Annotated in this window: 18 protein-coding genes, 2 tRNA genes and 2 pseudogenes; 10 read left to right on the top strand and 12 right to left on the bottom strand. The window is 73.6% G+C overall.

All coding sequences use genetic code 11. The features are described from left to right. The first annotated feature begins 342 nt into the window (after positions 1-342). Positions 343-1,020 (top strand): uracil-DNA glycosylase, encoded by a 678-nt coding sequence (locus ABD308_RS20715; RefSeq protein WP_344337379.1) that lies wholly within the window; start codon positions 343-345, stop codon positions 1,018-1,020. Positions 1,021-1,156: 136 nt separating this feature from the next. Next, positions 1,157-2,257: a glycoside hydrolase family 6 protein gene (locus ABD308_RS20710; protein WP_344337375.1), complete on the top strand. Its 1,101-nt coding sequence runs from the start codon at positions 1,157-1,159 to the stop codon at positions 2,255-2,257. Between the two features lie 48 nt (positions 2,258-2,305). Here ABD308_RS20710 and glxA read toward each other — a convergent pair whose 3' ends face one another. Next, positions 2,306-4,237, bottom strand: a complete 1,932-nt coding sequence (glxA, locus tag ABD308_RS20705) for a radical copper oxidase GlxA (RefSeq protein ID WP_344337374.1) — start codon at positions 4,235-4,237, stop codon at positions 2,306-2,308. Positions 4,238-4,246: 9 nt separating this feature from the next. Further along, positions 4,247-6,100 carry a glycosyltransferase family 2 protein gene (locus ABD308_RS20700; protein ID WP_344337372.1) on the bottom strand — a complete coding sequence of 618 codons (1,854 nt, stop codon included), beginning with the start codon at positions 6,098-6,100 and terminating at the stop codon, positions 4,247-4,249. Between the two features lie 380 nt (positions 6,101-6,480). Between ABD308_RS20700 and ABD308_RS20695 the strand changes: the two genes are divergently transcribed. Continuing rightward, on the top strand, positions 6,481-7,410 hold the full coding sequence (locus tag ABD308_RS20695; RefSeq protein ID WP_344337371.1) for an alpha/beta fold hydrolase: 930 nt from the start codon (positions 6,481-6,483) through the stop codon (positions 7,408-7,410). A gap of 13 nt (positions 7,411-7,423) precedes the next feature. Here the strand turns inward: ABD308_RS20695 and ABD308_RS20690 are convergent, their stop codons facing one another. Further along, entirely contained in the window at positions 7,424-8,719 is a 1,296-nt protein-coding gene (locus ABD308_RS20690; protein ID WP_344337369.1) for a polysaccharide deacetylase family protein, read from the bottom strand. A gap of 298 nt (positions 8,720-9,017) precedes the next feature. Beyond that, the gene (locus tag ABD308_RS20685; RefSeq protein WP_344337367.1) at positions 9,018-9,614 is read right to left on the bottom strand and encodes a DedA family protein; all 597 of its coding nucleotides are present in this window, start codon (positions 9,612-9,614) and stop codon (positions 9,018-9,020) included. Positions 9,615-10,101: 487 nt separating this feature from the next. Between ABD308_RS20685 and ABD308_RS20680 the strand changes: the two genes are divergently transcribed. Further along, positions 10,102-11,214 (top strand): LLM class flavin-dependent oxidoreductase, encoded by a 1,113-nt coding sequence (locus tag ABD308_RS20680; protein WP_344337366.1) that lies wholly within the window; start codon positions 10,102-10,104, stop codon positions 11,212-11,214. Here the strand turns inward: ABD308_RS20680 and ABD308_RS20675 are convergent. Both ABD308_RS20675 and ABD308_RS20670 read right to left on the bottom strand, forming a co-directional pair. Then, complete coding sequence (locus ABD308_RS20675; protein WP_344337364.1) at positions 11,211-13,265, bottom strand: putative bifunctional diguanylate cyclase/phosphodiesterase; 2,055 nt, start codon at positions 13,263-13,265, stop codon at positions 11,211-11,213. The genes ABD308_RS20680 and ABD308_RS20675 overlap by 4 nt on opposite strands. A gap of 424 nt (positions 13,266-13,689) precedes the next feature. Continuing rightward, positions 13,690-14,115: an OsmC family protein gene (locus tag ABD308_RS20670; RefSeq protein WP_344337362.1), complete on the bottom strand. Its 426-nt coding sequence runs from the start codon at positions 14,113-14,115 to the stop codon at positions 13,690-13,692. A 333-nt stretch (positions 14,116-14,448) separates the two neighbouring features. Between ABD308_RS20670 and ABD308_RS20665 the strand changes: the two genes are divergently transcribed. Both ABD308_RS20665 and lepB read left to right on the top strand, forming a co-directional pair. Continuing rightward, a complete protein-coding gene (locus ABD308_RS20665; RefSeq protein ID WP_344337361.1) occupies positions 14,449-14,811 on the top strand; it encodes a chorismate mutase in 363 nt (120 codons plus the stop codon). Between the two features lie 302 nt (positions 14,812-15,113). Beyond that, on the top strand, positions 15,114-15,722 hold the full coding sequence (lepB, locus tag ABD308_RS20660) for a signal peptidase I (protein ID WP_425554816.1): 609 nt from the start codon (positions 15,114-15,116) through the stop codon (positions 15,720-15,722). A gap of 16 nt (positions 15,723-15,738) precedes the next feature. Here lepB and ABD308_RS20655 read toward each other — a convergent pair whose 3' ends face one another. From ABD308_RS20655 to ABD308_RS20635, 5 genes are all read right to left on the bottom strand, one after another. Continuing rightward, positions 15,739-16,812, bottom strand: a complete 1,074-nt coding sequence (locus tag ABD308_RS20655; protein WP_425554817.1) for an EamA family transporter — start codon at positions 16,810-16,812, stop codon at positions 15,739-15,741. A gap of 104 nt (positions 16,813-16,916) precedes the next feature. Then, positions 16,917-19,412 carry a transglycosylase domain-containing protein gene (locus ABD308_RS20650; RefSeq protein ID WP_344337356.1) on the bottom strand — a complete coding sequence of 832 codons (2,496 nt, stop codon included), beginning with the start codon at positions 19,410-19,412 and terminating at the stop codon, positions 16,917-16,919. Between the two features lie 256 nt (positions 19,413-19,668). Continuing rightward, positions 19,669-19,742: transfer RNA gene (locus ABD308_RS20645), tRNA-Lys, on the bottom strand. 181 nt (positions 19,743-19,923) lie between these two features. Next, positions 19,924-19,997: transfer RNA gene (locus ABD308_RS20640), tRNA-Lys, on the bottom strand. Between the two features lie 86 nt (positions 19,998-20,083). Next, on the bottom strand, positions 20,084-20,842 hold the full coding sequence (locus ABD308_RS20635) for a bestrophin-like domain (protein WP_344337354.1): 759 nt from the start codon (positions 20,840-20,842) through the stop codon (positions 20,084-20,086). Between the two features lie 489 nt (positions 20,843-21,331). On the opposite strand from ABD308_RS20635, the gene ABD308_RS20630 reads away from it, so the two are divergent. Next, positions 21,332-22,525, top strand: coding sequence for a low temperature requirement protein A (locus ABD308_RS20630; protein WP_344337352.1), 1,194 nt, complete (start codon positions 21,332-21,334; stop codon positions 22,523-22,525). Positions 22,526-22,806: 281 nt separating this feature from the next. On the opposite strand, the pseudogene ABD308_RS20625 reads toward ABD308_RS20630, so the two are convergent. Next, positions 22,807-23,613 (bottom strand): annotated as a pseudogene (locus ABD308_RS20625) (LysR family transcriptional regulator); the annotation flags it as partial. A gap of 307 nt (positions 23,614-23,920) precedes the next feature. Here ABD308_RS20625 and ABD308_RS20620 point away from each other — a divergent pair. From ABD308_RS20620 to ABD308_RS20610, 3 genes and pseudogenes are all read left to right on the top strand, one after another. Next, positions 23,921-24,086, top strand: a pseudogene (locus ABD308_RS20620) (snapalysin family zinc-dependent metalloprotease); the annotation flags it as partial. 200 nt (positions 24,087-24,286) lie between these two features. Continuing rightward, positions 24,287-24,901: a snapalysin gene (gene snpA / locus ABD308_RS20615; RefSeq protein WP_344337351.1), complete on the top strand. Its 615-nt coding sequence runs from the start codon at positions 24,287-24,289 to the stop codon at positions 24,899-24,901. 223 nt (positions 24,902-25,124) lie between these two features. Further along, positions 25,125-25,781 (top strand): pentapeptide repeat-containing protein, encoded by a 657-nt coding sequence (locus ABD308_RS20610; protein ID WP_344337350.1) that lies wholly within the window; start codon positions 25,125-25,127, stop codon positions 25,779-25,781. The last annotated feature ends 486 nt before the right edge of the window (positions 25,782-26,267 follow it).

The following is a 26,267-nucleotide window of genomic DNA, read 5'->3' as shown; positions in this document are numbered from 1 at the left end:
CTCACAACCGACCCTTGACGCAGCCCAGACCGCCCTAACTGAACGGCGTTGGATCTAGCCCCGGCGCCGCCGTCGCGGGCCCCGTTCCCGGCCGCCGGCCGGGAGCGGGGCCCGTTCGCCGTGCGGGGCGGGGGATGCGGCGGTAGGGAGCCGGTTGTCGGTGGGGCTGTGTAGCGTTCGGGGTGAAAGAGGGCGTACGGCGCGAGGGGCGCGATACGCCCGCGGGTCGGGGCGGTGCCGCGGAGAGCGGCCGCCCGGTGGGAGGTAGAGGTCGTCGTGACGGACACGGTCGAGGCGGGGACGGTCGAGGCGAACGTGGGCGAGGAGCCGGCGGGTGCGGGCCTGGAACTGCCGGAGTCCTGGCGGGCGGTGCTGGGCGCCGAGACGGAGAAGCCGTACTTCGCCGAGCTGGCGGCCTTCGTGGCGGCCCAGCGCGCGGAGCACCAGGTCTTCCCGCCGAGCGGGCAGGAGTTCTCCGCGCTGGAGGCCACGCCGTACGAGAAGGTCCGGGTGCTCGTCCTCGGCCAGGACCCGTACCACGACGACGGCCAGGCGCACGGCATGAGCTTCTCGGTGCTGCCGGGGACCAAGACGCCGCCGTCGCTGCGCAACATCTTCAAGGAGCTGGACGCCGACCTCGGCATCCCGGCGCCGGACAACGGCTACCTGATGCACTGGGCCGAGCAGGGCGTGCTGCTGCTCAACGCGGTGCTCACGGTGCGCGCGCACGAGGCCAACTCGCACAAGGCCAAGGGCTGGGAGAAGTTCACCGACGCGGTGATCAAGGCGGTGAGCGAGCGCGAGGAGCCGGTGGTCTTCGTGCTCTGGGGCAACTACGCCAAGAAGAAGCTGCCGCTGATCGACACCGGTCGGCACGTGGTGGTCCAGGGCGCGCACCCGTCGCCGCTGTCCGCCAAGCTGTTCTTCGGCAGCCGGCCGTTCTCCCAGATCAACACCGCGCTGGAAGGCTTCGGCGTCGACCCGATCGACTGGCGGATCCCGGACCTCAAGCAGGCCTGAGCCGCGACGCCCCCCGCCCAGCCTGACGGGGTGTCTGCCGGGTTGTGACCGCCGGCCGTTCACGCGGAGTTGGACGGCGGGCGGTTCTCCGGTGTGCGAAGCTGGGGGCCGGACCGGGTCGGGGGAGGGGCGGTACGTGCGCCGAGTTGGGCGAGGGGCGGGGTTCCGGCTGGTCGTGGGGGCGGCGCTGCTGGGGCTGCTGACGGCTGTCGCGGGATGCTCGGGAGGAAGCGGCGGGGGGAGCCCCGGCGACTCCGGCGACGCCGGATCCCCGTCCGGCGGCGGCAGTCCGGCGACCGCGGCGCCCGCCGGGACCGCGTCGCCCGGTCCGGGGTCCGGCACGCTGCCGCAGATTCCCGGCCAGACCTTCTACGTCTCCGACCAGACCTCCGCCGCCCGCCAGTCGGCCGTCCTGCGCGGCGAGGGCCGGACGGCCGAGGCCGACGCCCTGCTGCGGATCGCCGCCCAGCCGTCCTCGCGGTGGCTCGGCGACCAGGCGGCCCGGGGCATCGCCGACCAGGTCAGCCGTCGCGCCGCCGAGGCCGACCGCACGCCGGTGTTCGTCGTGTACAACATCCCGCACCGGGACTGCGGCCTCTACTCGGCGGGCGGCGCGTCCGACGCCGCCGCGTACCGGGCCTGGATCACCGGCCTGGCGGAGGCGCTCGGCGACCGGCGGGCCTGGGTGGTGCTGGAGCCGGACGCGATCGCGCACACCCTGGACGGCTGCGGGGTCAAGGGCGACGCCGCCGCCGAGCGGTACGGCCTGCTGGCCTTCGCCGTCCAGGAGTTGAAGAAGCGCCCGGGGGTGCGGGTCTATCTGGACGCGGGCAACCCGGGGTGGACGCCGGACCCGTCCGCGGTGGCCGAGGCGCTGCGCAGGTCGGGCATCGCGGCGGCCGACGGCTTCGCGGTGAACGTCTCCAACTTCTTCACCACCGACCGCAACGTGACGTACGGCGCGCAGCTGTCCGCCCTGCTGGACGGCAAGCACTTCGTCGTCGACACCAGCCGCAACGGCAACGGCCCGCTGAACGCCGAGGCGTGGTGCAACCCGCCGGGCCGCGCACTGGGCGCTCCGCCCACGACCGAGACCGGCCGGCCCGGCGTCGACGCCTACCTCTGGATCAAGAACCCGGGCGAGTCGGACGGCGAGTGCGGTCGCGGCGAGCCGCCGGCCGGCGAGTTCTGGCTGCCGTACGCGCTGGGGCTGGCGAAGGCCGGCGCCGGCGGATAGCGGGTCGCGCCCGGAGCGGGCCCGCGGCTGGCGCCCCGGGGCCCGGGCTCAGGGCGTGACCTGGATCCAGCGGGCCTCCGACGGGGTGCCGGCCGCGTCCGTGACGAAGAGCATGTACCAGCCGGGCGGCAGCAGGTTCGGGTTGGCGGGCAGGGCGAGGTCGACGCCGTCCGCCGTGCGCGCGGTGACGTCCAGGGCCACCGAGCGCTGCTCGACGTCGGTGGAGTGGGTGACCGAACTCGGCCGCACGAGCTTGGCGGTGGCGATGCCGCCCGGCGCGGGAGTGCCCACCCGGACGGTGCCGCCGAGCCGCGCGGCGGCCGGGGCGCCGGTCAGCCGCGGCCGCTCGCCGCGGAACAGGTAGGGCGGGCGGTAGATCTCGATGCGCTGCTCGAAGGTGCCCGGCTCGGTGCCCGCCCTGTCGTTGAAGAGCGGGTCGGAGCCGAGCACCGCCACCCGGCCGTCGGGCAGCAGCAGGGCCTCGGAGTGGTAGTTCCGGGCGACGGCGGGCTCGGCCGCGGTGGTGAAGGTGTTGGTGTCCGGGTGGTAGGTCTGCGCCTTGAGCAGGTCGCTGCGGCGCTTGCCCCGGTAGTCGCTGGAGCCGCCGGTGGTGAAGACGGTGTCGTCGGGCAGGATCACGCTGTTCAGGTACCGGGTGCCGCCGGCCGGCAGGTCGGGGCCCGGGGTGAAGGCGGGCCGCGCGGCGCCGAGGTCGGCGATGTCGGTGCGGGCGGTGGAGAGCGGGGACTCGCCGACGCCCCCGCCGCCGAGCACCATCACCTTCTGCGCCTGCGCGGGCGGCAGCAGCACGGAGGAGGAGGTCTCGGTGAGCTGGGGGTCGCGCAGGCCGGGGACGGGGTGGAAGCTGTTGTCGGCGAGGTCCCAGAGCCCGGGTTCGCGGCCCTTGTCGGCGGGCCCGTAACCGGCGTTGGAACCGGAGTAGAAGAGCCTGCCGGACGCGGTGAGGAAGATCGACGGGTAGGTCGGGAAGTACCGGTCGGGCGCCTTGGACCAGGTCTTGCCCGCCGGGTCGTAGACCTCGTTGTCGTTGCCGCTGAGGATCTGGCCGGTGTCGTCCAGCCCGGAGACGGTGACCACCCGGCCGTCGCCCAGCCCGGTCAGCGTCGGGTACCAGCGGGCGTAGGCCATATCGGTGACCTGCTCGTACATCTCGGTGTCCGGGTTGAACTCGAAGGCGGCGCGGATGCCCTGGTAGTCCTGCTTCTCCAGGGTCATCCGCTCCGCCGTGCCGTAGACGTTCCGGGCGTCGGCTCCGGTCAGGCCCTTGACGGTGTACTGGGCGGGGGAGTTCAGCACCGAGTCCGCGCCGGATGCCACCGCCTCCGCGAACACCTCGGCCTCGGAGGCCTTGACGACGGTCGCGGCGCCGGAGCCGGTCTTGGTCGCGGCGGGGACGGTGAGGTCGGCGGTGGAGACGTACTCGCGGCCGTTCGGCGCGCGGAAGACGGTGCCCTTGGGGAGGCTGTGGGCGGCGTCCGGGTCCTCGTTGCGGACCCGCATGGTGCCGGCCGCCTTCTTCACCGCGCCGTCCAGCGCCTCGTAGCGGCCGGTGCCGCCGGCCACCAGCAGCCGGCCGTCGGGCAGCGCGGCGTGGCCGCCGCAGAACATGTCGGCGGGGGTGGGGACCGCCTTGTAGGTGTTGGCGACCGGGTCCCAGAGCAGGCTCCGGAAGGTGCCGGCGTCGAAGCTCTTCCGGTCGTTGCCGGAGCCGGCGATGATCAGGACCTTGCCGGTGCGCAGCAGGGCGGCGTGGATGGCGTTGATCCGGAACCCGGCGGGGAGCACCAGGGTCTGCCAGTGGCCGTACTCGGCCTTGTAGGCGGGGCGGTTGACCACGTACGCGTGGTACCGGTCGTTGGCGAAGCCGAGGACGGCGGGCGCGTTCATCCCGGCCACGGTCAGGGCGACGGTGCTGCCGAGGGCGAAGCGCCGGGTGCGGCCGGTGTGACGGATCTTCACGGTGGTTCGTCATCCCCTCGTGGCGGGCGCGGCTGTCTTCTCGGAGGCCGGGGCGGTGTCGGCCGGGGTGAGCGAGAGGGTGGAGACGGGCCGGGCCCGGCGGCGCCGCACGGCGTCCGCGGCGAGCAGCAGCATCGGCAGCAGGCTGAGCAGGAGGGCCAGGCAGGCCCAGGACCGCATGGCGACGTGGTCGTGGCCGGTCCGGAAGGAGGCCGCGAGGGCGCCGCCGAACACCAGTGCCCAGAACAGGTGGAGCCGGAAGGTGGCCGGCCGGTCGGGGCTGGTCGACGTGCCCTTCGGGGTCACCACGAACCGGCCGCGGATCCGCAGCAGGGCCTGCAGGAACGACGCCGCGTAGACCGGACCGCAGAGCGCTGACATCACCATGCCCGCCACACCCGACGAGCCCGCCGGCTCGTGCGGGCTCACGTTGTGCTTGCGGTTCCAGGTGTAGAGCAGCATCTGCAGCGCGGCCGCGTCGCTGTAGAGCGCCATCCAGACCTCGGAGGACACGTGGACGCCCGACGCGCCGAACCCCAGGTAGAGCACGCTGGAGACCCCGCCGAGCAGCCAGGTCAGCGCCGCCATCGGGTAGAAGGAGACCAGGAGCGTGTAGTTCAGCAGCTGCCCCGGCGACAGTTTCCACGCCACCCGCCAGTACTGGGTCAGCAGGGTGTCGTAGGTGCCCCGGCTCCACCGCAGCTGCTGCGAGAAGAAGTCCGTCCAGGACGACGGCCCCTCACCGACCGCCAGCACGTCCGGCGTGTAGACCGACTTCCAGCGCGCGCCGGTTTCCGGGTTGCGGCGCCGGTGGAACTCCAGGCCGGTGGCCATGTCCTCGGTGACCGAGTCGTACAGCCCGCCGATCGAGCGCAGCGCCTCCAGCCGGACGGCGTTGTTGGTGCCGACGAACATCGGTGCGCCGTAGCGGTTCCCGGCCCGCTGGACCAGGGCGTGGAAGAGGTACTGCTGGCTCTCCGAGAACTTGGTGACCACCGAACCCGAGTCGCGGTAGTTCCCGTACACCTGTGGGCCGACCACGAACGCCACGTCCGGGTCGCGGAAGTAGCCGAGCATCCGCTCGCAGAACTCGGGCAGCGGCACGTGGTCGGTGTCGACCGAGACCCAGAAGTCGTAGTCGGCGCCGTACGCCTGGAGCCAGGTGTTGTAGTTGCCGTGCTTGCTCCTGGCGCGGAACCGGCCCTTGGGGGTGTTCCATTGCGGGATGTCGTCCCGGCTGAAGTGGCGCACGCCGAGCCGCTCGCAGAGCTCGCGCATGGCGGGATCGTTTCCCTCGTCCAACAGCCAGACGTGGTAGGGGCCTTCGTGCCGGACGGCCAGCGCGGCGGTGAGCGTGGCGCGCACCATCTCGGGCGGCTCCTTGCCCGGCACGCAGGTGGTGAGGAACGCGACCCGGGTGCCGCGCTCGGGCGTCACCGGGACCGGGTCGCGGGCGGCGAGCGTGGCATGGGCGTTGGAGACCACGTTGACCAGCCGGAACGCCTCGACCACCGCGATGATCCCGATCATCACCTTGTCGCCGACGAGTAACCAGGTGTCGGTCTCGCCGGGCCGGACCGGCCAGTGCCCGGGCTGGAGCAGCCAGACCAGCAGCACGCCCTCGACCAGGGGCGCGGCCAGCAGGAGCAGCGCGGCCCGGATCCGGTGCGGTTCGCGGCTCAGCAGGCTGCGGTACCGCACCCGGTACGGCTCCTCCGCCGGCGGGTCATCGGCCGCGGGGCCGGCGAGGCGGCTGAAGTAGGCGTAGTCGTAAGGGGCTTCGGGAACGGCGAGCCGTTCCGGGGCGGCGGCCGGAGCCGACGGTTCCGCGTCCTCGGCCCGGCGCCGGAACGGCCCGGTCATGTGCGCTCCCCCCGTGGCCGGCCGCGCGGACATCGCTAAAACGTATACGATCGATTGTGGTGTGCCATGGCGCGAAGACGCCGACGGCGGGATCGCCGCGACGGCCCCCGGACTCCCTTCCGGGGACGCCGGGATCCCCGGACTTCCCCAACTGTCCCGGAGGGGCAGCCTGATTGCAACCGGTCCGGTCGACGATCGGTCCGTGGGCGTCCGGATCCGGCGATTCCCGGCCAGGGAAAGCGCCGGACCGTCGTGCGGCGGGTGATGTGGGGTCAACCACCATGATGGGGCTGGCCGATGCGTCGTCCGGGCACATGTCGCCGCCCTCGGAAACCGGTCATCATGGGCGATTCGACGGCGTCCCCAGGAGGTGGTCCAGCGTGAGCCGGTTCGAGAGCCCGTCGACGCCAGCCCCCGAACAGCTGGGCGTCCCGGTCGAGGGCGGCGAGCTGTCCGTGCTCCGGTGGCCGGCCACCGTGCCGGGTGCCCCGACCGTGGTGGCGGTGCACGGCATCACCGCCAACGGCCTCGCCTGGTTCGAGGTCGCCCGCCGGCTCGCCGGGCGGGCCACCCTGCTCGCGCCGGACCTGCGCGGGCGCGGTGACAGCCGCGACCTCGGCGGGCCGTACGGCCTGGCCCGCCACGCCGACGACGTGGCGGCGCTGATCACCGCGCTCGGGCTGGGACCGACCGTGGTGGTCGGCCACTCGATGGGCGCCTGGGTGGCGGCCCTGACGGCCGTTCGCCACCCGGGACTGGTCCGCCGGGTGGTGCTGGTCGACGGCGCGGTCACCTTCCCGCTGCCCGAGGGCGTGAGCGAGGACGACGCCCTGGCCGCCGTGCTCGGCCCCGCGCTGGCCCGGCTGTCGATGACCTTCCCCGACCGGCGGGCCTACCGCGAGTTCTGGCAGCGGCACCCCGCCTTCGCCGCCGACTGGTCCGACGACATCGACGCCTTCACCCAGCGCGACCTCGTCGGCGGCGAGCCCGAACTGCGCTCGTCCTGCGTACTGGCGGCGGTCGAGGCCGACGGGGCGCAGGTGCTGCTGGACCGGGAGGCCGCCACCGCCGTGCACCGGCTGCCCTGCCCGGGCGAGCTGTTCTGGGCGGAGCGCGGCCTGCTCGACGAGCCGCGGGGCCTCTACGACGAGGAGCGGCTCGCGGCCATGGGGCTGGACCACACCCACCCGGTCCCGGCGTCGGCGGTGCCGGGCACCAATCACTACTCGATCCTCTGGGGCCGCGCCGGTGCCGGGGCGGTGGTCCGCGCCGTGCTCGGACCGGCCGCCGCGGGCCCCGCCGCCGGGTAGCCGCCGCGCCGGGTCAGCCGGCCGCGCCCAGGAAGGACTCCCAGCCGCCGGCCGGCGCCTGCCCGACGTTGAGGGTGCGCAGCTTGCGCAGGGTGGACTGGTCCTGCGCCTCCAGCCACTCGACGAGCTGCTTGAAGGAGACCAGCCGGACGTCCGGCTTGCCCGCGATGGTCTTGAGCGTCTCCTCGACGGCGTCCATGTAGACGCCGCCGTTCCACTGCTCGAAGTGGTTGCCGATGAAGAACGGCGCGCGGTTGCCGTTGTAGGCGCGGTCGAACCCGGCCAGGTAGGCGTCCCGGGCCTGGGTGCGCCACTCGTCGTACTTGGCCGGGTCCCCCTTGGTGCTGCCGGACGACTGGTTGGCCAGGATGTTGTAGTCCATGGAGAGCACCTGGAAGGTGTGCCCGGGGAACGGGATGCTCTGCAGCGGGAAGTCCCAGACCTTGCCGTCCTGCACCTTCTGGGGCCAGATCTGCAGGCCGCCCGAGGAGCTGGCGTCGTACTTCCACCCCAGGCCGGCGATGGTCGGCAGCAGGGCCTTCTGCCCCTCCAGGCAGGGGGTGCGGCCGCCGATCAGCTCCTTGCGGTAGTCGAAGGGGAGCGGGTCGACGTCGGTGAAGCCGGTGTTGGTCCGCCACTGGGTGACGAAGCCGACGGCCTGGTCGATCTCGCTCCGCCAGTCCTCGGGGGTCCACTTGTTGACGCCATTGCCGTCCGAGCGGGTCGAGCAGAAGTGGCCGTTGAAGTGGGTGCCTATCTCATGGCCGGCCAGCCAGGCCTGGCTGATCAGCTTGATGGTGTTCTTCACCGCGCCGTCCGACAGGTAGGGGATGTCGGAGGCGCCGACCGCGTGCTTCGGCGGGTGGTACAGCTCGGCCCGGCCCTTCGGCAGGGCGTAGACGCCGGAGAGGAAGAAGGTCATCGAGGCCTTGTGCTCCTCGGCGAGCTTCAGGAACCGGGGGAACTGGTTGTCCTCGGTGCCGCCGGCGCCGTCCCAGGAGAAGACCACGAACTGCGGCGGGCGCTCGCCCGGCTTGAGCTTCTCCGGCTTGGGCTGGTTCGGCTGCGGGCCGGTGTCGGAGGTCGAGCCGTCCCCGATCGGCGTGCCCTTGGCCGGGGTTCCGGAAGGGGTCCCGGCGGGGGTGCCGGTGGCGGTCGGCCCGGTGCTCCCGGTGCCGGTGGTGGAGCCCGAAGGGGACCCGGTGGGATCGGCCGATCCCGAGCCGCCTCCGGAACAGGCCGCCACCGCTCCGAGGGCCGCGGTCGCGGCGGTGGCTGTGAGCACGGTCCTGCGCGAGATGCCGGCCATCGTCTCCCCTGGCGTCCGGACCGGGCGGCGGCCGTGACCGTGGCCGCGCCGGTCATATCGGACAATTGATTGATTATCCGTCGTTAGCATGTCACGCGAACGAGGAGGCCACCAAAGGGCCCGACGTTCGCCGCGACTGAACACGCGGGGTACAACCGTGCGGGATGCGAATAAATGTCTTCTGTTGCCGTCCTGTGACGCTTCGCCCGATTCGTGGAAGCGCGGAAGAACGGAAGAGCGGAAGAACAGAAGAACGGAAGCGCGGAAAGGGTGCTTCGAAGGGCCCGATGTCGCGGCGTCAGCCGAGGGAGAGCTGGCGGTGGCGCCGCACGACCCGCGCGATCGCGGTGCTCACCAGGGTGGCGGCCGTGCAGGAGACCGCGAGGCTCAGCCAGGCGGTGTCGAACCAGTGGCTGTTGAGCCAGCCCAGGGTCACGATGTAGGCCGCCCAGATCATCGCGGCCAGCGCCGACCACCGCAGGAAGCGGTGCGGATGGGCGGGGGAGTGCCCGATCGCCAGATCGAGGACGGTCCGCCCGGCCGGGACGAAGCGGGCGATCACCACCATGGCGGCCGCCGCCCGGGTGGTGCGTCCGTCCAGCGCCTGCTGGACCCGCGCCACGCTGGCCGCCAGCTTCGGACGGTGCTCCAGGCGCCGGTTGACCATCGGCGCGCCGCGGCGGGCCAGCCGGAGCAGCAACAGATCACCGAGGAAGGAGGCCGTGGCCACCCCGAGCCCGAGCATCAGGGGGGCGCCGTCTATCTGCGCCGTCTTGAGCACCGCCAGGATGACGAGGGTCCCGCTGGGAATGAAGGGGAGGAAGGCGTCGCCGAGTACGGCGCAGAGCGCCAGGGCGCAGATCCACGAGGATCCGACCAGTGCCGCGATGTCCATGTCCGTCCTCCCTCCAGGCTGCCCGGAGGACAGTGGTTGCAAGGGACAACGCTAGCGCCTCGACTTTTCATGTTATGAAGCACCCCGGCTGTGGGGCGGGCCACAGGTGGCGGTCCTCACAGCGCGGCGGGCCGGACCATGGCACGAGCCCCCGGAGCGGGGTGCCGCTCCGGGGGCTCGCGGGGATCGGTCGGCGCTGGTCCAGCCCGACGATCTTGCTGGTGAGTGCGGATCCGGTTGGGTGATCCGCCAGGGCCCTAGCCTGCCGGACGCCCACCGCCGGCCGCGAGCCCCCGGGCTGGCGACTTCCCGCGCTGGCGTGAAGTCGCCACGGGTGTTCGTCCGCTGGCTCTGCGTATCGCGAAGGGCCGTCCGGGGCGTGCCGCGGGCCGGGGAACAAGGGAAGCCGCGAGCGGGGTTGACCACTCTCGGCACCGGCGAACCGCGCCGGCGGACGGCACCGACCACGGCCAGGAGGACGGACGGCATGACGAGCGAGGACAGGCAGGAGAACGGGCGGGAGAACGGGGCCGGGCCGCACGCCCCGGACGCGGTCCGGGGCACCGCCCGGGGAACGGCGCCCGCTCCGCTGTCGATCCTCGACCTGGCCACCGTCGGCGTCGGACACACGCCCGCGCAGGCGCTCGCCGCCACCACCACCCTCGCCCGCAGCGCCGAGCGGTGGGGCTACCACCGCTTCTGGGTGGCCGAGCACCACGGCATGCCCGGCGTCGCCAGCTCCACGCCCGCCGTCCTGCTGGCCCACCTCGGCGCCCACACCACCACCCTGCGGCTCGGCTCCGGCGGTGTGATGCTGCCCAACCACGCCCCGCTGGCGATCGCCGAGCAGTTCGGCCTGCTGGAGGCGCTCCACCCCGGCCGGATCGACCTCGGCCTCGGCCGGGCCCCCGGTACCGACCAGGCCACCGCCCGGGCCCTGCGCCGGGGCCTCGGCGAGGGCGCCGACGACTTCCCCCGCCAGCTCTCCGAGCTCACCCACTTCCTCGACGGCAGCTTCCCGGCCGGGCACCCGTACGAGCGGCTCACCGCCGTTCCGAAGGGGGAGGGGCGACCGCCGGTCTGGCTGCTCGGCTCCTCCGGGTTCAGCGCCCAGCTGGCCGGCCGGCTCGGCCTGCCGTTCGCCTTCGCGCACCACTTCAGCAGCGCGAACACCCTGCCGGCGCTCGACCTCTACCGCTCGGAGTTCCGCCCCTCGGCCGTCCTCGACCAGCCGTACGCGCTGATCGGGGTGAGCGCGGTCGCGGCCGACGACGAGGCCTCCGCCCGCCGCCTCGCCCGCTCCGCGGCGCTCGGCATGCTGCGCCTGCGCCGGGGCAACCCGGGCCCGATCCCCACCCCCGAGGAGGCCGAGTCCTACCCGTACAGCCCGGTGGAGGCGGACTTCATCGACGACTGGCTGGGCAACGTCGTGCTGGGCGCGCCCGGCGAGGTGGCGGACGGGCTGGAGGCGCTGCGCAAGCGGACCGGGGTGGACGAGCTGATGGTGACCTCGCACATCCACGGCCACGAGGCGCGGCTGCGGTCCTACGGGCTGATCGCCGAGGCGTACGGCCTGACCGGGGCGCCCCGGACCGTCTAGCCCTCCCGGCCCGCCCGGCCGCCGCGGTCCTCCCGGCCGTCGCGGAGTATCGCCGCGACCAGCTCGGCCTCGCCGGGGCGGGCGAAGTACCAGCCCTGGGCGGTGTCGCAGCCGGTGAGCCGCAGCCGCTCGGCCTGGGCGGCGCTCTCGATGCCCTCGGCGGTCACGGTCAGACCGAGGGTGTGGGCCAGCTGCACCATCGCGCCGACGATCTGCTCGTCGGCGTCGCTGCGCCGGGAGCGCAGCTCGGGGAGCTCGGGCCGGCCGACCGCGCCGCCGCCGGCCGGGGCCGGGTCGCGGAACCCCTCGATGAAGGTGCCGTCCAGCTTCAGCACGTGCACCGGGAGCCGGGAGAGGTAGGCCAGGTTCGAGTAGCCCGTCCCGAAGTCGTCGATCGCGATGCGCACGCCCATGTCGGCGAGCGCCTGGAGCGCCTGGAGCGGGCGTCCGCCGGGGCCGAGCAGCGCGCTCTCGGTGATCTCCAGCTGCAGCAGCCGCGCTGGCAGGCCGGTGCGGTCGAGGGCCTCGGCGACGTCGGCGACCACGTCGGAGTCCCAGATCTGGCGGGCGGCCAGGTTGACGCTCACGAAGGTCTCGGTCTCGGGGAACTCGGTGAGCCAGCGCCGCGCCTGGCGGCAGGACTCCTCCAGCACCCACTTGCCGAGCGGCACGATCGCCCCGGACTCCTCGGCGAGCGGGATGAAGCGGTCCGGCGAGAGCGTCCCGTAACGGGGGTGGCGCCACCGGACCAGGGCCTCGGCGCCGTGCACCGCGCCGTCGGCCAGGCCGACCAGCGGCTGGTACTCGATGGTGAACTCGCCGCGTTCCAGCGCCGGGCGCAGCGCGGTGGCCAGCAGCTGGCGGGTCAGCTGGTGGGCGCCCCGGTCGGGGTCGTAGAGGGTCCAGCGGGCCCGGCCGTCGGCCTTGGACCAGTAGAGCGTGGCGTCGGCGTCCTTGACCAGGTCGGTGGGGGTGGTCTCGCGCACCGGGCGTTCGACGACGCCGACGCTGGCGGTGACCACCAGCCGGTGGCCGGCCACGTCGAAGGGGCGTTCCAGGACGTCGAGGATCCGGGCGGCCAGGTCGGTGAGCTGGTCGCTGCCCTGGCTGTCGGTCACCAGCACGGCGAACTCGTCGCCGCCCATCCGCGCGACCAGCCGGGTGCCGTGCGAGGAGAAGCCGCGCCGCAGGCGGGTCGCGACGGCGATCAGCAGCTGGTCGCCGATGTGGTGACCGAGGGCCTCGTTGATCGCGGCGAACCCGTCGAGGTCCAGGTAACAGACGCCGACCCGGGGGCCTTCGGTCCCGTCGGCCGCCATCGTCGTGACGCCGCTCCCCGCGGCGGGTCCGTCGGCCGCGCCCGTCGCCCGGTCGGGGGTCAGGCAGGCGGCGTCGAGGCGTTCGAAGAAGGAGGTCCGGTTGGGCAGCCGGGTCAGCGGGTCGTGCAGGGCCTGGTACTCCAGGCGGTCGCCGAGCCGGCGCTGCTCGGTGATGTCCTCGACCAGGGCGAGGGTGTACAGCGGGTCGCCCTCGGCGTCCCGGATCAGCGAGACGGTCAGTTTGCTCCAGACCGTCCGGCCGGCGCGGTGCTTGAGCTGCTTCTCGACCCGGATCCGGTCGTGCTCGCCGTGGACGAGCGCGCGGTACAGCCGGCGCGGCATGCCCTCGGGGTCGGTGATCTCGTGGATGTGGGTCCCCACCAGCTCGTCCACGGTGCGCCCGGTCAGTGCGGCGAAGGCGGGGTTGACCTCGATGATCCGGTCCTCGGGGTCGATGAGGGCCATGCCGATGCCGGCGTCGCAGAAGGCGGCCCGGAGCCGGGATTCGCTGGCCCGCAGGGCGGCGAGCTGGCGGTCGTCGCCCTCGGTCACCGGCCGCCGGCCGTTGGCGCCGCCGTCGGCCGCCGGGTGGGGGGTGCCGCCGGTGAGCGGCGCCGAGCAGGCGGGGCAGTGGGGGGCGCCGTCGTCGAGCGGGGCCTGCCGCAGGTCGGCCAGGGCGGCGTGGAGGGCGGGCGGTGGCAGGCGGCGTGGCCGCGGGTCCTCGTGCCGCACGCCTGGGTGGTGTGCGTCGGCCCCCTCGTTCTGGCCCGGCACGGCATGCTCCCGTCCGCTGCTGACGCTTGACGCTGGTCCGGCCGGTCACCCGACTTCGGCGGCCGGCCCCGCGCTCTGCCGCACTCACGGAGGGCGGACTCCGGTGCGGGACGCTCGGGACGGAGCGGCCGGGTGGAACCCGCCTGAGGAACCGTGAGGAACAGGGCGCTGCGGCCGATCATAGGACGCGACGGCAACGCGCGGTGACCGCCGCCGGGGTGATTCGTCTGCTTTGGGGTCAAGTGCGGTGATACATGCGGACGCCCCCGGTGCACATCACATGATGTGCACCGGGGGCGTGTGCTCCGAGAGCGCGCCCTCGGGCTCCGGTCCGGCGCCGGACGTGCGCCTGGCCGGGGCCGTGGGCGGGACGCCCGGGAGGTCAGGCGAGGCTGGCCGCGAGGGTGATGGTGGTGCCGGTCAGGGCCTGGCTCACCGGGCAGTTCGCCTTGGCGTCCTCGGCGGCCTTCACGAAACCGGCCTCGTCCAGCCCGGGCACCTCGCCGACGACCGTCAGGTGGATGCCGGTGATGCCGGTGCCCGGCTGGAAGGTGACGTCGGCCTGGGTGTCGAGCTTGGTCGGCGGGGTGCCCGCGCCGGTCAGGCCGTGCGAGAGGGCCATCGAGAAGCAGGCGGAGTGCGCGGCCGCGATGAGCTCCTCCGGGCTGGTCTTGCCGTTCGGGGCCTCGGCGCGCGCCGGCCACGACACCGGGTACTCGCCGATGCCCGACGACGCGAACGTCACCTGGCCGTTGCCGTCGACCAGGTTGCCTTCCCAAGCGGTGCGGGCGGTGCGGGTGGTTGCCACGATCGGTACCTCCGTTACTGAGGAACTGCTGATTCGTCACGTCCGGTCATGCCGCGGCCCAGCCTACGGGCAGGCCGGGGGCGTGCCACAAGTGGCCCACCGGCCCGTCGCGTCCGAAAGTCCCCCGGTGGTCCCGGGCGGGCCGGGCGGTCCGTGGACGGACCCCGGCGGCTCGGGGCGCCGTGCGGCGGACGCTCCGTGTGCCGTCCGGATCGTGGACGGTCGGGCGGAACGGTGCGGGCCCGTGCCGGGCGCCCTGTTAGATTGGCCCGGGCCCGGGCCCGGCCGCCGGACGGCCGGGCGCACCACCGAGAGAGCCGCGGAGCCGCCCCGATGACGGACCACCCCACGACCCCCGACGCCGGACTGCCCGAGGGGGTCGACGACGCCGTGCGGGCCGAGCTGACCAGCCTGCGCGAGAGCATCGACAACATCGACGCCGCGGTGGTCCACATGCTGGCCGAGCGCTTCAAGGCGACCCAGCGGGTCGGTCGGCTCAAGGCCGAGCACAGGCTCCCGCCGGCCGATCCGGCCCGTGAGCGCACCCAGATCAAGCGCCTGCGTGAACTGGCCGCCGGCGCGCACCTGGACCCGGTGTTCGCGGAGAAGTTCCTCACCTTCATCATCGCCGAGGTGATCCGCCACCACGAGGCCATCGCCAGCGACGCCGTGACCCACGGGAACGCCTCGGCCTGACGGCGAGCCCGGCCCGGCGGGATGTCTGGCGCGGGTAAACGTCCGATTTCGCCTGGATCCCCGGTTGGCGTAGCGTGCAGGTTCCCCCGCAGCCGGAGAGTGGAGCAGCGACGATGGCGGTGAACCTGCCCGAAACGCACGGTGGCGACGCCGGGCCCGGGCCCGCCGCCCCGGTCGGGGGCCGGGCCGAGGCACGGCGGGCGCGCCGCGCCGCCGAGGGACGCCGGAGCGGGTCCAGGAAGGCCGGGAAGGGCCGCCGGCCGGGTCGTCGGCCCAGGCCGTGGTGGATCGAGATCCCGGCGATGGCGGCGGTCGGCCTGGTGGTCGCGCTGCTGATCAAGACCTGTCTGTTCCAGGTGTTCACCATCCCCTCCGGGTCGATGGAGAACACCCTGCGGATCGGCGACCGGGTCGGCGTGAACAAGCTCGCCCCGCTGACCGGCTGGGAGCCCGAGCGGGGCCAGCCGGTGGTGTTCAAGGACCCGGGGGACTGGCTGCCGCCGCAGTCGAGCGGCGGGAACGTCGTCTCCAACGCGCTGGGCTCGGTGCTCTCCTTCGTCGGCCTGGTGCCGCCGAAGGACGACAACTACCTGGTCAAGCGGGTCATCGCGACGGGCGGGCAGACCGTGCAGTGCGCGGGCACCACGCTGACCGTCGACGGCGCCAAGGTCGAGGAACCGTATCTGCACCCCGGGGACGACTCCTGCGCCGGGCTGGACTTCGGTCCGGTGACGGTGCCGCAGGGCTACGTCTGGGTCGAGGGCGACCACCGCAGCGACTCCGCGGACTCCCGCTACCACCAGCGCGGCCCCGGCGGCGGGGCCGTGCCGGTGGACAACGTGGTCGGGCCGGTGGCGGCCGTCGTGTGGCCGCTCGGCCACTTCGACTGGTTCGGCTGGGCCGGTCACTGACCCCCGGCCCGTCCGCTCAGCGGCCCCGGTGCCGGTCCTGCCTCCGTTCCCGCCGGGCCTCGGCGCCGGCGGCGCGGGCGAGCCGTTCACCGAGCGCCGTCGCGCCGGCCGGCACCGCGTCGGCTCCCGTGCTCCCGGCGTTTCCCGCGGCTTCCGTGGTCCGTTCCGGCCCGGAGGGCTTGGCGGGCTTGCTCGCCTGGGCGGCGAACGCCCCGGCCAGCACCAGCAGGCCGCCGGCGGTCTGCGGCAGGCCGAGGTGCTCGCCCAGCAGGACCCAGGCCAGCACCGTGGCCACGACCGCCTCCAGGTTGGCCACCACCCCGGCGACCGGCGGTGAGAGGTGCTGGACGGCGACGACGCCGGTCAGATAGGCGAGCACGGTCGCGATCAGGACCATCCAGGCCGCCGGGAGCAGCGCGGGCAGGGTGTGCCCGTTCATCACCACGTCCCCGCCGAGCTTCCCCCAGTCCGCCTCCCAGGGGCGGGTCACGGCGGTGAGCACGACCGAGCCGATCAGCAGGCCGTACGCGCTGACGGCGATCGGGTCGACCGGGCGCTCGCCCCGGCTCCCGGCGTCGGCGAGCACGAAGTAGCCGACCTGGCAGCAGGCCGCGCCCAGGGCGAACAGGACGCCGAGCGCGTCGAAGCTCAGCCCGTTCCAGACCTCGACCACGCAGGCGAGGCCGGCGACCGCGACGCCCGCGCCGATCGCCGCGCCCCGGCTGATCGGCCGGCGCTGGACGAACCGCACGTAGCCGAGGAGCAGCGGCGGGCCGAGGTACTCGATCAGCAGGGCGACGCCGACCGGTATCCGGGAGATCGCCGCGAAGTAGCAGGCCTGGACGCCGGCCACGGCGAGCAGGCCGAAGCCGATCAGCAGACCGGGCCGCCGCCGGAAGGCGTCGCGGTGGCGGTAGGCCAGCGGCAGCAGGACGACGGCGGCGCCGGTGACCCGGAGCCACACCACGTGGAGGGGGGAGAGCCCGGCCTCGATCAGCGGCTTGGCGGCGGTTCCGGAGCCGCCGAAGGCGAACGCGGAGACGAGGGCGAGGGTGAGTCCGAGGGTCCGGCCGGGAGAGCGGCCGAGCAGGGGGTTGGAGCTGTGCACCGGGGAATTGTGACAGCCGTACCGATGATCCGGTAAGGGGTCATTCCATCATTCGGTCCTGCTGCGGCGCCGCGTCCCGGCGCCCGCTACCCGCCGGCCCCGGCGGTGGAACCCGCCGCGGCGCCCGCGTCCGTCCCGCTCCCGCTGCCGGATCCCGACCCGGAACCGCCGGACCCGGAGCCCGAGCCACCGGATTCCGACCCCGAGCCGCCCGAGCCGCCGGTGCCGCCCGAGGGCTGCGTGGTCGGGGTGGGGGCGGTGGTCGGCGCCGGGGGCTTGGTCGGCCTGGTGCTCGGCCGCGGCTCCACCGGAGTGGTGCCCGTCCCTCCGGACCCGCCCGACCCGGAACCGCCGGACCCGGAGCCCGAGCCGCCGGTGCCGCCCGAGGGCTGCGGGGCGGTGGTCGGCCCGGTCGACGGCGCGGTGGACGGCGTCGAGTCCGCGTCCCCGGAGGAACCGGAGCCGGAGCCGCCCTGGGACGGCGCGGTGGACGGCGTCGACGACCCGCCGGCGCCGGTCGACGGCGTGCTCGAAGGCGAGGACGAGGCGCCGGAGCCCGAGCCGCCGCGCGTGGAGTAGTCCGCACCCGAGGGGGCGGGGAACTCGGTGACCGGCTGCCCCTTCAGGGCGGCCTTCATGTACGTGGTCCAGATCTTCGCGGGGTACTGCCCGCCCGCCGCGCCGTCGATCCCGCCGGTGCCGCTCAGGCTGACCTGCGCGCCGGTGGCCGGGTCCTGACCGAACAGCGCGACCGAGGTGACCAGCTCCGGGGTGTACCCGATGAACCAGACCGACTTCTGGTCGTCCGTCGTACCGGTCTTGCCCGCCGCCGGCCGGCCCAGGTCCTTCGCGCGCCAGCCGGTGCCGCCCTGGTTGCTCACCACGCCCTGGAGCATCGAGGTGACCTCGCGCGCGGTCTGCTCGCTGACCGCCTGGGTGGCCTTGTGCGCGGGCAGTTCGATCGGCTCGCCCTCGTGGTCCACGGCCTGCACCAGCCACGGGGTGATCTGCTTGCCGCCGTTGTCCAGCGTGGCGTACACGCCGGCCAGGTCCAGCACGCTCGGGGTCGCGGTGCCCAGCGGGATCGAGGGCACCGGCTCCATGCCGGGGGTGTTGCTGGGCAGGCCGAGCGCGATCGCGGTGTCCCGCACCTTGCCCAGTCCGGTGTCCTGGGCGAGCTGGGCGAACGCCGAGTTCACCGACCAGTCGGTGGCCTGCTGCAGGGTGATCTGGCCGTAGTTCCTGTCGCCCTGGTTCGGCGGCGCGTACGGGGTGCCCTTCCCGCCGCGGACCTTGCGGCCGCTGGTGCCGTCGTAGACGGTGCGCGGGGTGATGGTCTGGCCGGACTGGGTCTTGGCGTCGTTCTCCAGCGCCGCGGCCAGCGCGATCGCCTTGAAGGTCGAGCCGGCCTGGTAGTCCCGCCGGGTCGCGTTGTCCACGTAGTGCTTGGTGTAGTCGACCCCGCCGTACAGGGCGACCACGGCACCGGTCTTCGGGTCCACGGAGACGGCGCCCGGCTGGACGGCGGCGTCCTTCTTGCGCTTCTCCGGGTTGAGGGTGTCGTTCAGCTGGGCCTGGACGGCGTCCTGGAGGGCCTGCTGGCGGTTCGGGTCGATGGTCAGCTTGATCGTGTAGCCGCCCTTGGCCAGCTCCGATTCGCTGATGATCTGGTTGGTGGTGAGGTACTCGGTCGCGGCGTTGACCAGGTAGCCGGCCTGGCCGGACAGCCCGAGCTGTGCCTGCGGGTCCCTGACCTCGGGGAACGTGGTGGTGGCCCGCTCCTCGGCGGAGAGCCAGCCCTCCTTCACCATGCCGTCGAGCACGTAGTTCCAGCGGTTGACGGCGTTCTGCTTGCCCGCCGGGGTGGCGGTGGCCACGTCGTAGGCGCTCGGGGCGTTCAGCAGCGCGGCCAGGTAGGCGCCCTGGGCCGCGTCGAGCTCGGAGGCGTCGACGCCGAAGTACTGCTGCGCGGCGGCCTGGACGCCGTACGCGCCGCGGCCGTAGTAGGAGGTGTTGAGGTAGCTGGTGAGGATCTCGTCCTTGCTCTCGGTGGCGTCCACCTTGATCGCTATGAAGAGTTCCTTCACCTTGCGGGAGACCGACTGCTTCTGGCTCAGGTAGGTGTTCTTCACGTACTGCTGGGTGATCGTGGAGCCGCCCTGGGTGCCCTCGCCCTTGGCGGTGTTGAGGGCGGCGCGGACCAGGCCGGGTATGTTGATCGCGCCTTCCTCGTAGAAGTTGCGGTCCTCGGCGGCCAGCGTGGCGTGCTGCGCGGCGGGGGAGACCTTGTCCAGTCCGACGTTCTGCCGGTTGGTCTCGCCGGTGCGGGCGATCACCGAGCCGTCCTGGTAGAGCCAGGTGTTGCTCTGCAGCGTCGCGGCGGCGTGCGCGTCCGGCACCTTCACCAGCGTGATGCCGAGGGCGAAGAGGCCGACGCCGAGCAGCAGCGAGGCCGCGAAGCCGATCAGGGTCATCCGCCAGGTGGGGATCAGCCTGCGCCAGCCGGTGCGCCGGGGTCTGCGGGATCGACGGGCCTTGGGTTTCCGGGTGCGCGGGGCGCCGCTCAGGGCGAAACGGGACAAAGCGGCGGCCTCCTGCGGGCGGGCGGCTGCGCGGGGCCGGGTGGGACGCGGAGGGCCGCGCCGGCCCGCACAGACGGGATCGTCGGCGGTCGGGGACCTTTGCCCCTTTTCCGGTTTACAGCCCAGAACGCGCCGAAGGTACCGGTTGGCTCCATTACGAGGGGAAGCGAGACCGACATCACACACAAATCGGACGTCAATGGGCAGCGAAAAGCCGGGGAGCCCCTCGTTTGCACGAGAGGCTCCCCGGTGTCGGTGCGCCGCCAGGGACTCGAACCCCGGACCCGCTGATTAAGAGTCAGCTGCTCTAACCAACTGAGCTAGCGGCGCCTGCTGACGGGGGAAACAATACACGCTTCCGGAGGATGCCCCGAACCGCCCGCGTGTCACCTCGGTCCGCCCGCCCGTTTCCTCCCGGTTCGGGAGGGGTTCACCCGTGGCCGGGGCGGAATCGCGCCGGGAAACGCCGAAGGGCCCCCTCGCTGCTGCGAGAGGACCCTTCGACCGTCGGTGCGCCGCCAGGGACTCGAACCCCGGACCCGCTGATTAAGAGTCAGCTGCTCTAACCAACTGAGCTAGCGGCGCCTGCTGACCTGGAAGACATTACACGCAGTCGGGCCGATCCGCCGAATCGCCCGCTTCCGGTGACTCCGGGTGACCGGCGGGCGGGCTCAGCGGGTGGTCGGGAGCCGGTTCAGGAAGACCTGGAAGGCGTCGGGCTCGACGGCGTTCACCCCGTCGAAGGGATAGTTCATCTCCTTGATCACGATCAGCACCACGCAGATCATCGCGGTCATGGTGAGCACCATCGCCAGGTGCAGCCGGATGCTGGAGATGCCGAACACGAAGGTGAAGCCGACGGTCAGCACCGCGCCGGCGATCAGCGGCACCCAGAGCAGCGGCGGCACCGCGTCCTGGACCTGGGTGAGCCGGGCGCGGCGTTCGCTGGCCAGGCCCTCGACGTGCTTGAGGGCGTTCTCGAAGTGCGCCTGCTGGCGGGAGTCGGCCGGCTGGAGGGTGTTGGTGGTGTCGCGGATCCGGTACACCAGCCCGGTGGTGTTCGGGTCGGTGCGGTGGTCGGCCATCAGCCGCCACTCGTCGCCGATGACGGTGTGCGCGTACTGGAGGGTGAGATCGGTCAGCTCGACGCCTGCGGGGCTGTCGAACTGGCGGGAGGTCCAGTAGAGGCCGGCCAGCTGGTCGGCCTCGCGGAAGGTGGTGGCCCGGGCGTCGTCGGCGGCCTCCCAGACCACGATCACCACGAAGGCGAGCAGGACGGCGTAGAGCACGCCGACCATGGCGAAGATGGCCGCCGTCACGTCGTTGTGCTGTTTCCGGGTCGTGGTGGGCACGAAGTGGGGCAGCAGGATGAGCACCGCGGCGGCGATGGCCAGCGAGCCGACCATGATCGTCAGGTTGGACCAGGACATAGCAGAGTTGTCGCACGGCGGCCGGGGCCCCGCCAGGCGGGTGTCCGCTGTTCGGAGGCGTGCGGCGGGCACTGGCGAGCAGCGCGGTGATCACGGGGCCGGAGGCGTGGACGGCGGGGGGCCGGCGTCGCCGCCCCCGCTGTCCCGCCACCCGCCTTGACCTTCCGCGATGCCCGCAGGCCGCGGTGCCGGGACCCGCCCGCGGGCCCCGTTCGCTTCGAACCGGGGACGAATCTAGCGGGCGGTCCGGGCCGTCGCGCCGTACGGCGCGGGCGCGCCCGGAAACCCGCCGCGCTGTCACCCGGTTCGCGCACCGGGACGTCAACTCTCGCTGACGCCAGGGCATATCGGGCGAAGCGGGGCAATTCAAAGCACCCGCGGGCCCGCCCGGAGCGGCCGCGCCGCAGTCGCCGGGGTGCGTGCGCGAGGTCCGGCGCGCTGCCAGGATGCGGCGGGTACCGCTCGTCCGGAGCCCGGAGAGACCCGTCCATGAGCAGCGACTCCACCGCAGTCCCCCGCCCGCACCCCCGTGACCCGCGTCCGGTGCGCCCGATGGTCCCGCGCAGCCGGGACGAGCCGCACCGGGTCGCCACCCCGCTGGAACTCTTCTTCGACCTCTGCTTCGTGGTCGCCGTCGGCCAGGCCGGCCGGGAGCTCGCCCACGACCTCGCGGGCGGCCACTGGGGCGACGGCCTGACCGGCTACCTCTTCGCCTTCTTCGCGGTGTGGTGGGCGTGGATGAACTTCACCTGGTTCGCCTCCGCCTACGACTGCGACGACGTCCCGTACCGGATCACCACCCTGGTCCAGATCGCCGGCGTGCTGGTCCTCGCGGCCGGTGTGCCGAGGCTCTTCGCGGACCAGGACATCGTGCTGGTGGTGCTCGGCTACGTGGTGATGCGGCTGGCGATGGTCACCCAGTGGCTGCGCGCGGCCGCCGCCGAGGAGGGGCTCGCCCGTGCGGTGGCGCTGCGCTACGCCGTGGGGATCACGCTCTGCCAGATCGGTTGGGGCGTGGTGCTGCCGCTGCCGCACGACGTCCGCTCGATCCTGATCCCGATCGGGATCCTGGCCGAGCTGGCCGTGCCGGCGGTCGCCGAACTGCGGCTGCGGACCCCCTGGCACCCGCACCACATCGCCGAGCGGTACGGCCTGTTCACGCTGATCGTGCTCGGCGAGACGGTGGCGGCGGCGACCGTCGCGGTGCAGTCGGCGGTGGATGAGCACGAGGGCCTCGGACGGCTGCTGCCGGTCGCGGCCGGCGGTCTGCTGATCTGCTTCTCGGCCTGGTGGATCTACTTCGCCCGGCCGGTCCACGAGCACCTGCGCTCCAGCCGCCAGGCCTTCCTCTGGGGGTACGGCCACTACCTGGTGTTCGGCTCGGCGGCGGCGATCGGCGCCGGCCTGGAGGTGGCGGTCGAGTCGGCCGTGCACAAGGCGCACGTCTCCGAGACGGCCGCCACCGCGACGGTGACCGTGCCGACCGCGCTCTACCTGTTCACCGTCTGGGCGCTGCACGCCCGGCACGCCAAGACCGGCGCGGCTCAGCTGTCGGTGCTGCCGGTGGCCTCGCTGGTGGTGCTCGCCTGCACGGCGGCGGGCGGCCCCGGCGTCCTCGCGGCCGGCCTGGTGACGGCGTCGACGGTGGCGGCCGGGTTGGTGCTGCACGCCAGGGAGCGCTGAACGAGGAGCGGTGGACGGCGCGGCGTCGAGCCCTCCCGCGGCCGCCCGTCGCGGGGGTGCTCCCCGGCGTGGCCGTTCACCCCGGCCGCCCCGTTCAGCGCCACCGGGCCGTTCGCGCGGAGCGGGTCCAGCGGCGGCGGCCCTGCCGGCGTCCGCGGCCCCTCCTCGTTCCCGGCGAGCCAGACCCGGTACGCCGGACTGGCGTGGGCGAGGTCCAGGTAGGCAGCCCGCAGCTCCTCGTACAGCGCCTCGCGGGCCTGCGGGCCGAGCGCGCGGGGCCGCCAGACCAGCAGCAGCCGCACGGCCAGCGGGTCGCCGTGCAGCCGGCGCACGACGGTGCCCGGTCCCGGCAGCGAGGTCGGCTGGCAGGGGCGGACCGCCTCCCCGGAGGCGACCAGTTCGGCGGCGGTGGCGTTGTCCCGCACCTGGACCACCCGGGGGTTGAGCCCGGCGGCGCGGAAGACCCGGCGCATCGCGGCGTACTCGTGGTCGGCGGTCGGGTCGACCATCCAGGTGTCCCCGGCGAGCTCGGCCAGCCGGACCACCGGCGCGGCGGCCGCCGGATGGCCGGCCGCGAGCGCGATGAACTGCGGTTCGCGGGCGAGCAGCACCCGGTGCTCGGCGTCCGGGGGCAGCCGCAGCGGGAAGCCCTCGCTCTCGTGCACGAAGACGACGTCCAGCTGGTCGGCGGCGATCATCCGGAGCAGGGCGTTGGCCGAGATGTCGATCTGGATGGTGGTGTCGGTCTCCGGCAGCCGCTCGTGCACCCGGCGCAGCCAGGCGGCCACCGCCCGGCTGCCGACGCTGCCGATCCGCAGCCGCCGGGCACGCTCGCCACCGGCCGCCTCCCGGGCCTCCTGGCGGGCGGCGGCCACCAGCGCCGCCATCTCGGCGATCACCGGCCTGGCCCGGGACAGCACGGAGTGGCCGAGCACGGTGGGCCGGCTGCCGGTCTGCTCCCGGGTGAACAGCGTGCCGCCGACGGCCCGTTCGATGCGGTGCAGCTGGGTGGTCAGCGACGGCTGGGTCATGCCGAGCTGCAGCGCTGCCTTGCGGAGGCTTCCGGTGTCGGCGATCGCGCACAGCACCCGCAGGTGTCTCACGTCGAGCTCCACACCGGGGAGCGTAACGGTCGACACGGGCTGACGCCAGGGACATGACAGGCTGTCGAGTGGCCGGGCCGCCGAGCGCGGCTCCGCACCCCGGGGGGAACGCCGGACGGGTCACCGGGTGGTGCGGCGATTGGCCCGGGCTATCGCCGGTTGACATCATCCGCCGGGCCGCCGGCCTGGCCGAAGCTCTGGGGCAGCAAAACATTCATCCGATGTCCGCGGCCCGGCCCCCCACCGCCCGCGGCGGCCTCGCGAATCGGAGCCCCCACATGAACCGTGTCCCGCGCACGAGACCGGCCACGTGCTGGGCCCGCCCGACCGCCACTCGGGTCCGTGCGGCGAGCTGATCTCCGGCGGCGGCCCCGGGCCCGTCGTGCACCGACCCGTACCCGAACAGCGCCGAGTGCGACAGCGTCGACCCCCTGTGGCGCTACGGCCTGGCCGGCTGATCCGGCCCCTTGACGGTCCGCCTCCCCGGCGGCCCCGGCGCGCCGTCCGGACGACCCCCTCCGGCCGGCCGGCGTGCGTCCATTCCCGCACCACGCCGCACCATCCCGCACCACCTCGCACCATCCGCGCCAACGGCGCTACGACGTAACGACGTTCCGCGGTACCCCCACCCCTCGAACCCGTGAACGGGAGCCCCCACATGAACCGTGTCTCGCGCACGTTCTCCGCCGCCCTCGGCCTGGCGCTCGCCGCCGGCCTGGCCGCCCTGCCGACCAGCGCCGTCGCCGCGCCGTCCCAGGGCTACACGCCGTCCGGCACCTCCTACGCCGGCTCGGCCGCCGAGGACGCCAACAACCAGGCGTTCTACGAGGCCGTCATGAAGTCCGCGCGGGCCAAGCAGGCCGCCAACCCGTTCCTGCTGGCCGTCACCGTGACCTACGACGCCAGCAGCGCGCCCACGTTCCGCACCCAGATAGCCCAGAGCGCGCAGATCTGGAACAGCTCGGTCACCAACGTGCAGCTCCGGTCCGGCACGGCCGCCGACTTCCGCTACTACGAGGGCAACGACTCGCGCGGCTCCTACGCCAGCACCGACATGCACGGCCACGGCTACATCTTCCTGGACTACGCCCAGAACCGGCAGTACAACTCGGTGCGCGTGACCGCGCACGAGACCGGCCACGTGCTGGGCCTGCCCGACCACTACTCGGGTCCGTGCAGCGAGCTGATGTCCGGCGGCGGCCCGGGCACGTCCTGCACCAACGCGTACCCGAACACCACCGAGCGCTCCCGGGTGAACACCCTCTGGCGGTAACCCTCCAGGGCCTCGCCCGCGCACCGCAGTGACGGCCCGGTCGCCGCAACCCCGGCGACCGGGCCGCCCCGCGTGCGTCCCCGCCCCCGTGGCGTACCCGAGCAGGGCCGGCGGTGCGCGCCCCACCGTGTCACCGCCGCGCCCGCTCGCGCCGGGTTGTCGGTGCCCCGTGCGAGCATGCGGACCAGGACCCGTCCGCCGCCGACCGCGAGGTGCCCCCGCCATGCCCCAGCACGCCCCCGACCGCCTCGAAGACCTGCCCTACGCCGGCCACCTGACCCCGCACACCGGGCCGCTGCGCAGCGACGGGCGCTACGACACCGTCCACTTCGACGGCGGCGAGTACACCGACCAGTCGGGGGCCGGCGCGACCTTCCTGGAGTGCGCCCTCACCGGCGTCGCGCTGAGCGGCGTCAAGCTCCGCCAGGCCCGGTTCAACGAGGTCTGGGCGCACGCCGGCCGCTGGGTGGCCTGCGACCTCGCGGACAGCGAGTGGCAGGACAGCGCCGTCACCGGCGGCGTGCTGGCCGGGATCTCCGCCCACGGGGCGGCGCTGCGCCGGGTGGTGTTCCGTGGCTGCAAGCTGGAGGCGGTCAACCTGCGCGCCGCCGTGCTGCGCGACGTCGTCTTCGAGGACTGCCTGCTGCGCGACGTGGACTTCGGCGACGCGAGGCTCACCGAGGTCGCCTTCCCGGGATCCACCCTGGAGGAGGTCCGGCTGCGCGGCGCCACGCTGAGCAAGGTCGACCTGCGCGGCGCCATCGCCCTCGGCCTGCCCGACGGCCACCAGGGGCTGCGCGGCGCCCTCATCAGCTCCCCCCAACTCCTCGAACTGGCACCACAGTTCGCCCAGGCCCTGGGGATCACGGTGAAGGACTGAGGGAGGCCCGCGGGTTCTCCGCGGCGGCCGGCGCCGGTGCGGGCGGCTTCGGGGTGGCGCCCGGCCCGCCGCGCTCGGCCGTGACCCGCGTCCGGCCCTGATCGGCATTCAGGGCGTCGGCGGGTCCGTCCAGTTGGTGAAGTCCGCGGGGACGTCCCTGCGTGGTGGCTTTGAACGCGTTCACATGAGGAGGTCCGGAGGTTTCGTCCCGGCCTTCCGTTCAACCGGGGGTCGTTCGGTGGCGGAGGGGGGAACAGTCCGCCAACCCTGTCGCGCGCCCCTGGCGGGGGTGTTCGGAGCGGGTGGAGGATGCTGCGCGATCGAGTGGGCCCGACTTGTGTGCACAACATCGCCAGTGAAGGGACGGGCTGGGCTGATGGCCGAGCTGAGTCGTAGGAAGTTCGTGACCCTGTCCGGCGCCGCCGCCGCGGGTCTCGCCGTGGCCGGTGCCTCAACCACCGCCGCCGGAGCGCCGGCCGCCGCGTA

Source organism: Kitasatospora putterlickiae (genome assembly GCF_039527695.1).
Taxonomy (GTDB): Bacteria; Actinomycetota; Actinomycetes; order Streptomycetales; family Streptomycetaceae; genus Kitasatospora; species Kitasatospora putterlickiae.
The sequence above is the reverse complement of the archived record's forward strand: the minus strand, read 5'-3'. Positions and strand labels throughout refer to the sequence as shown.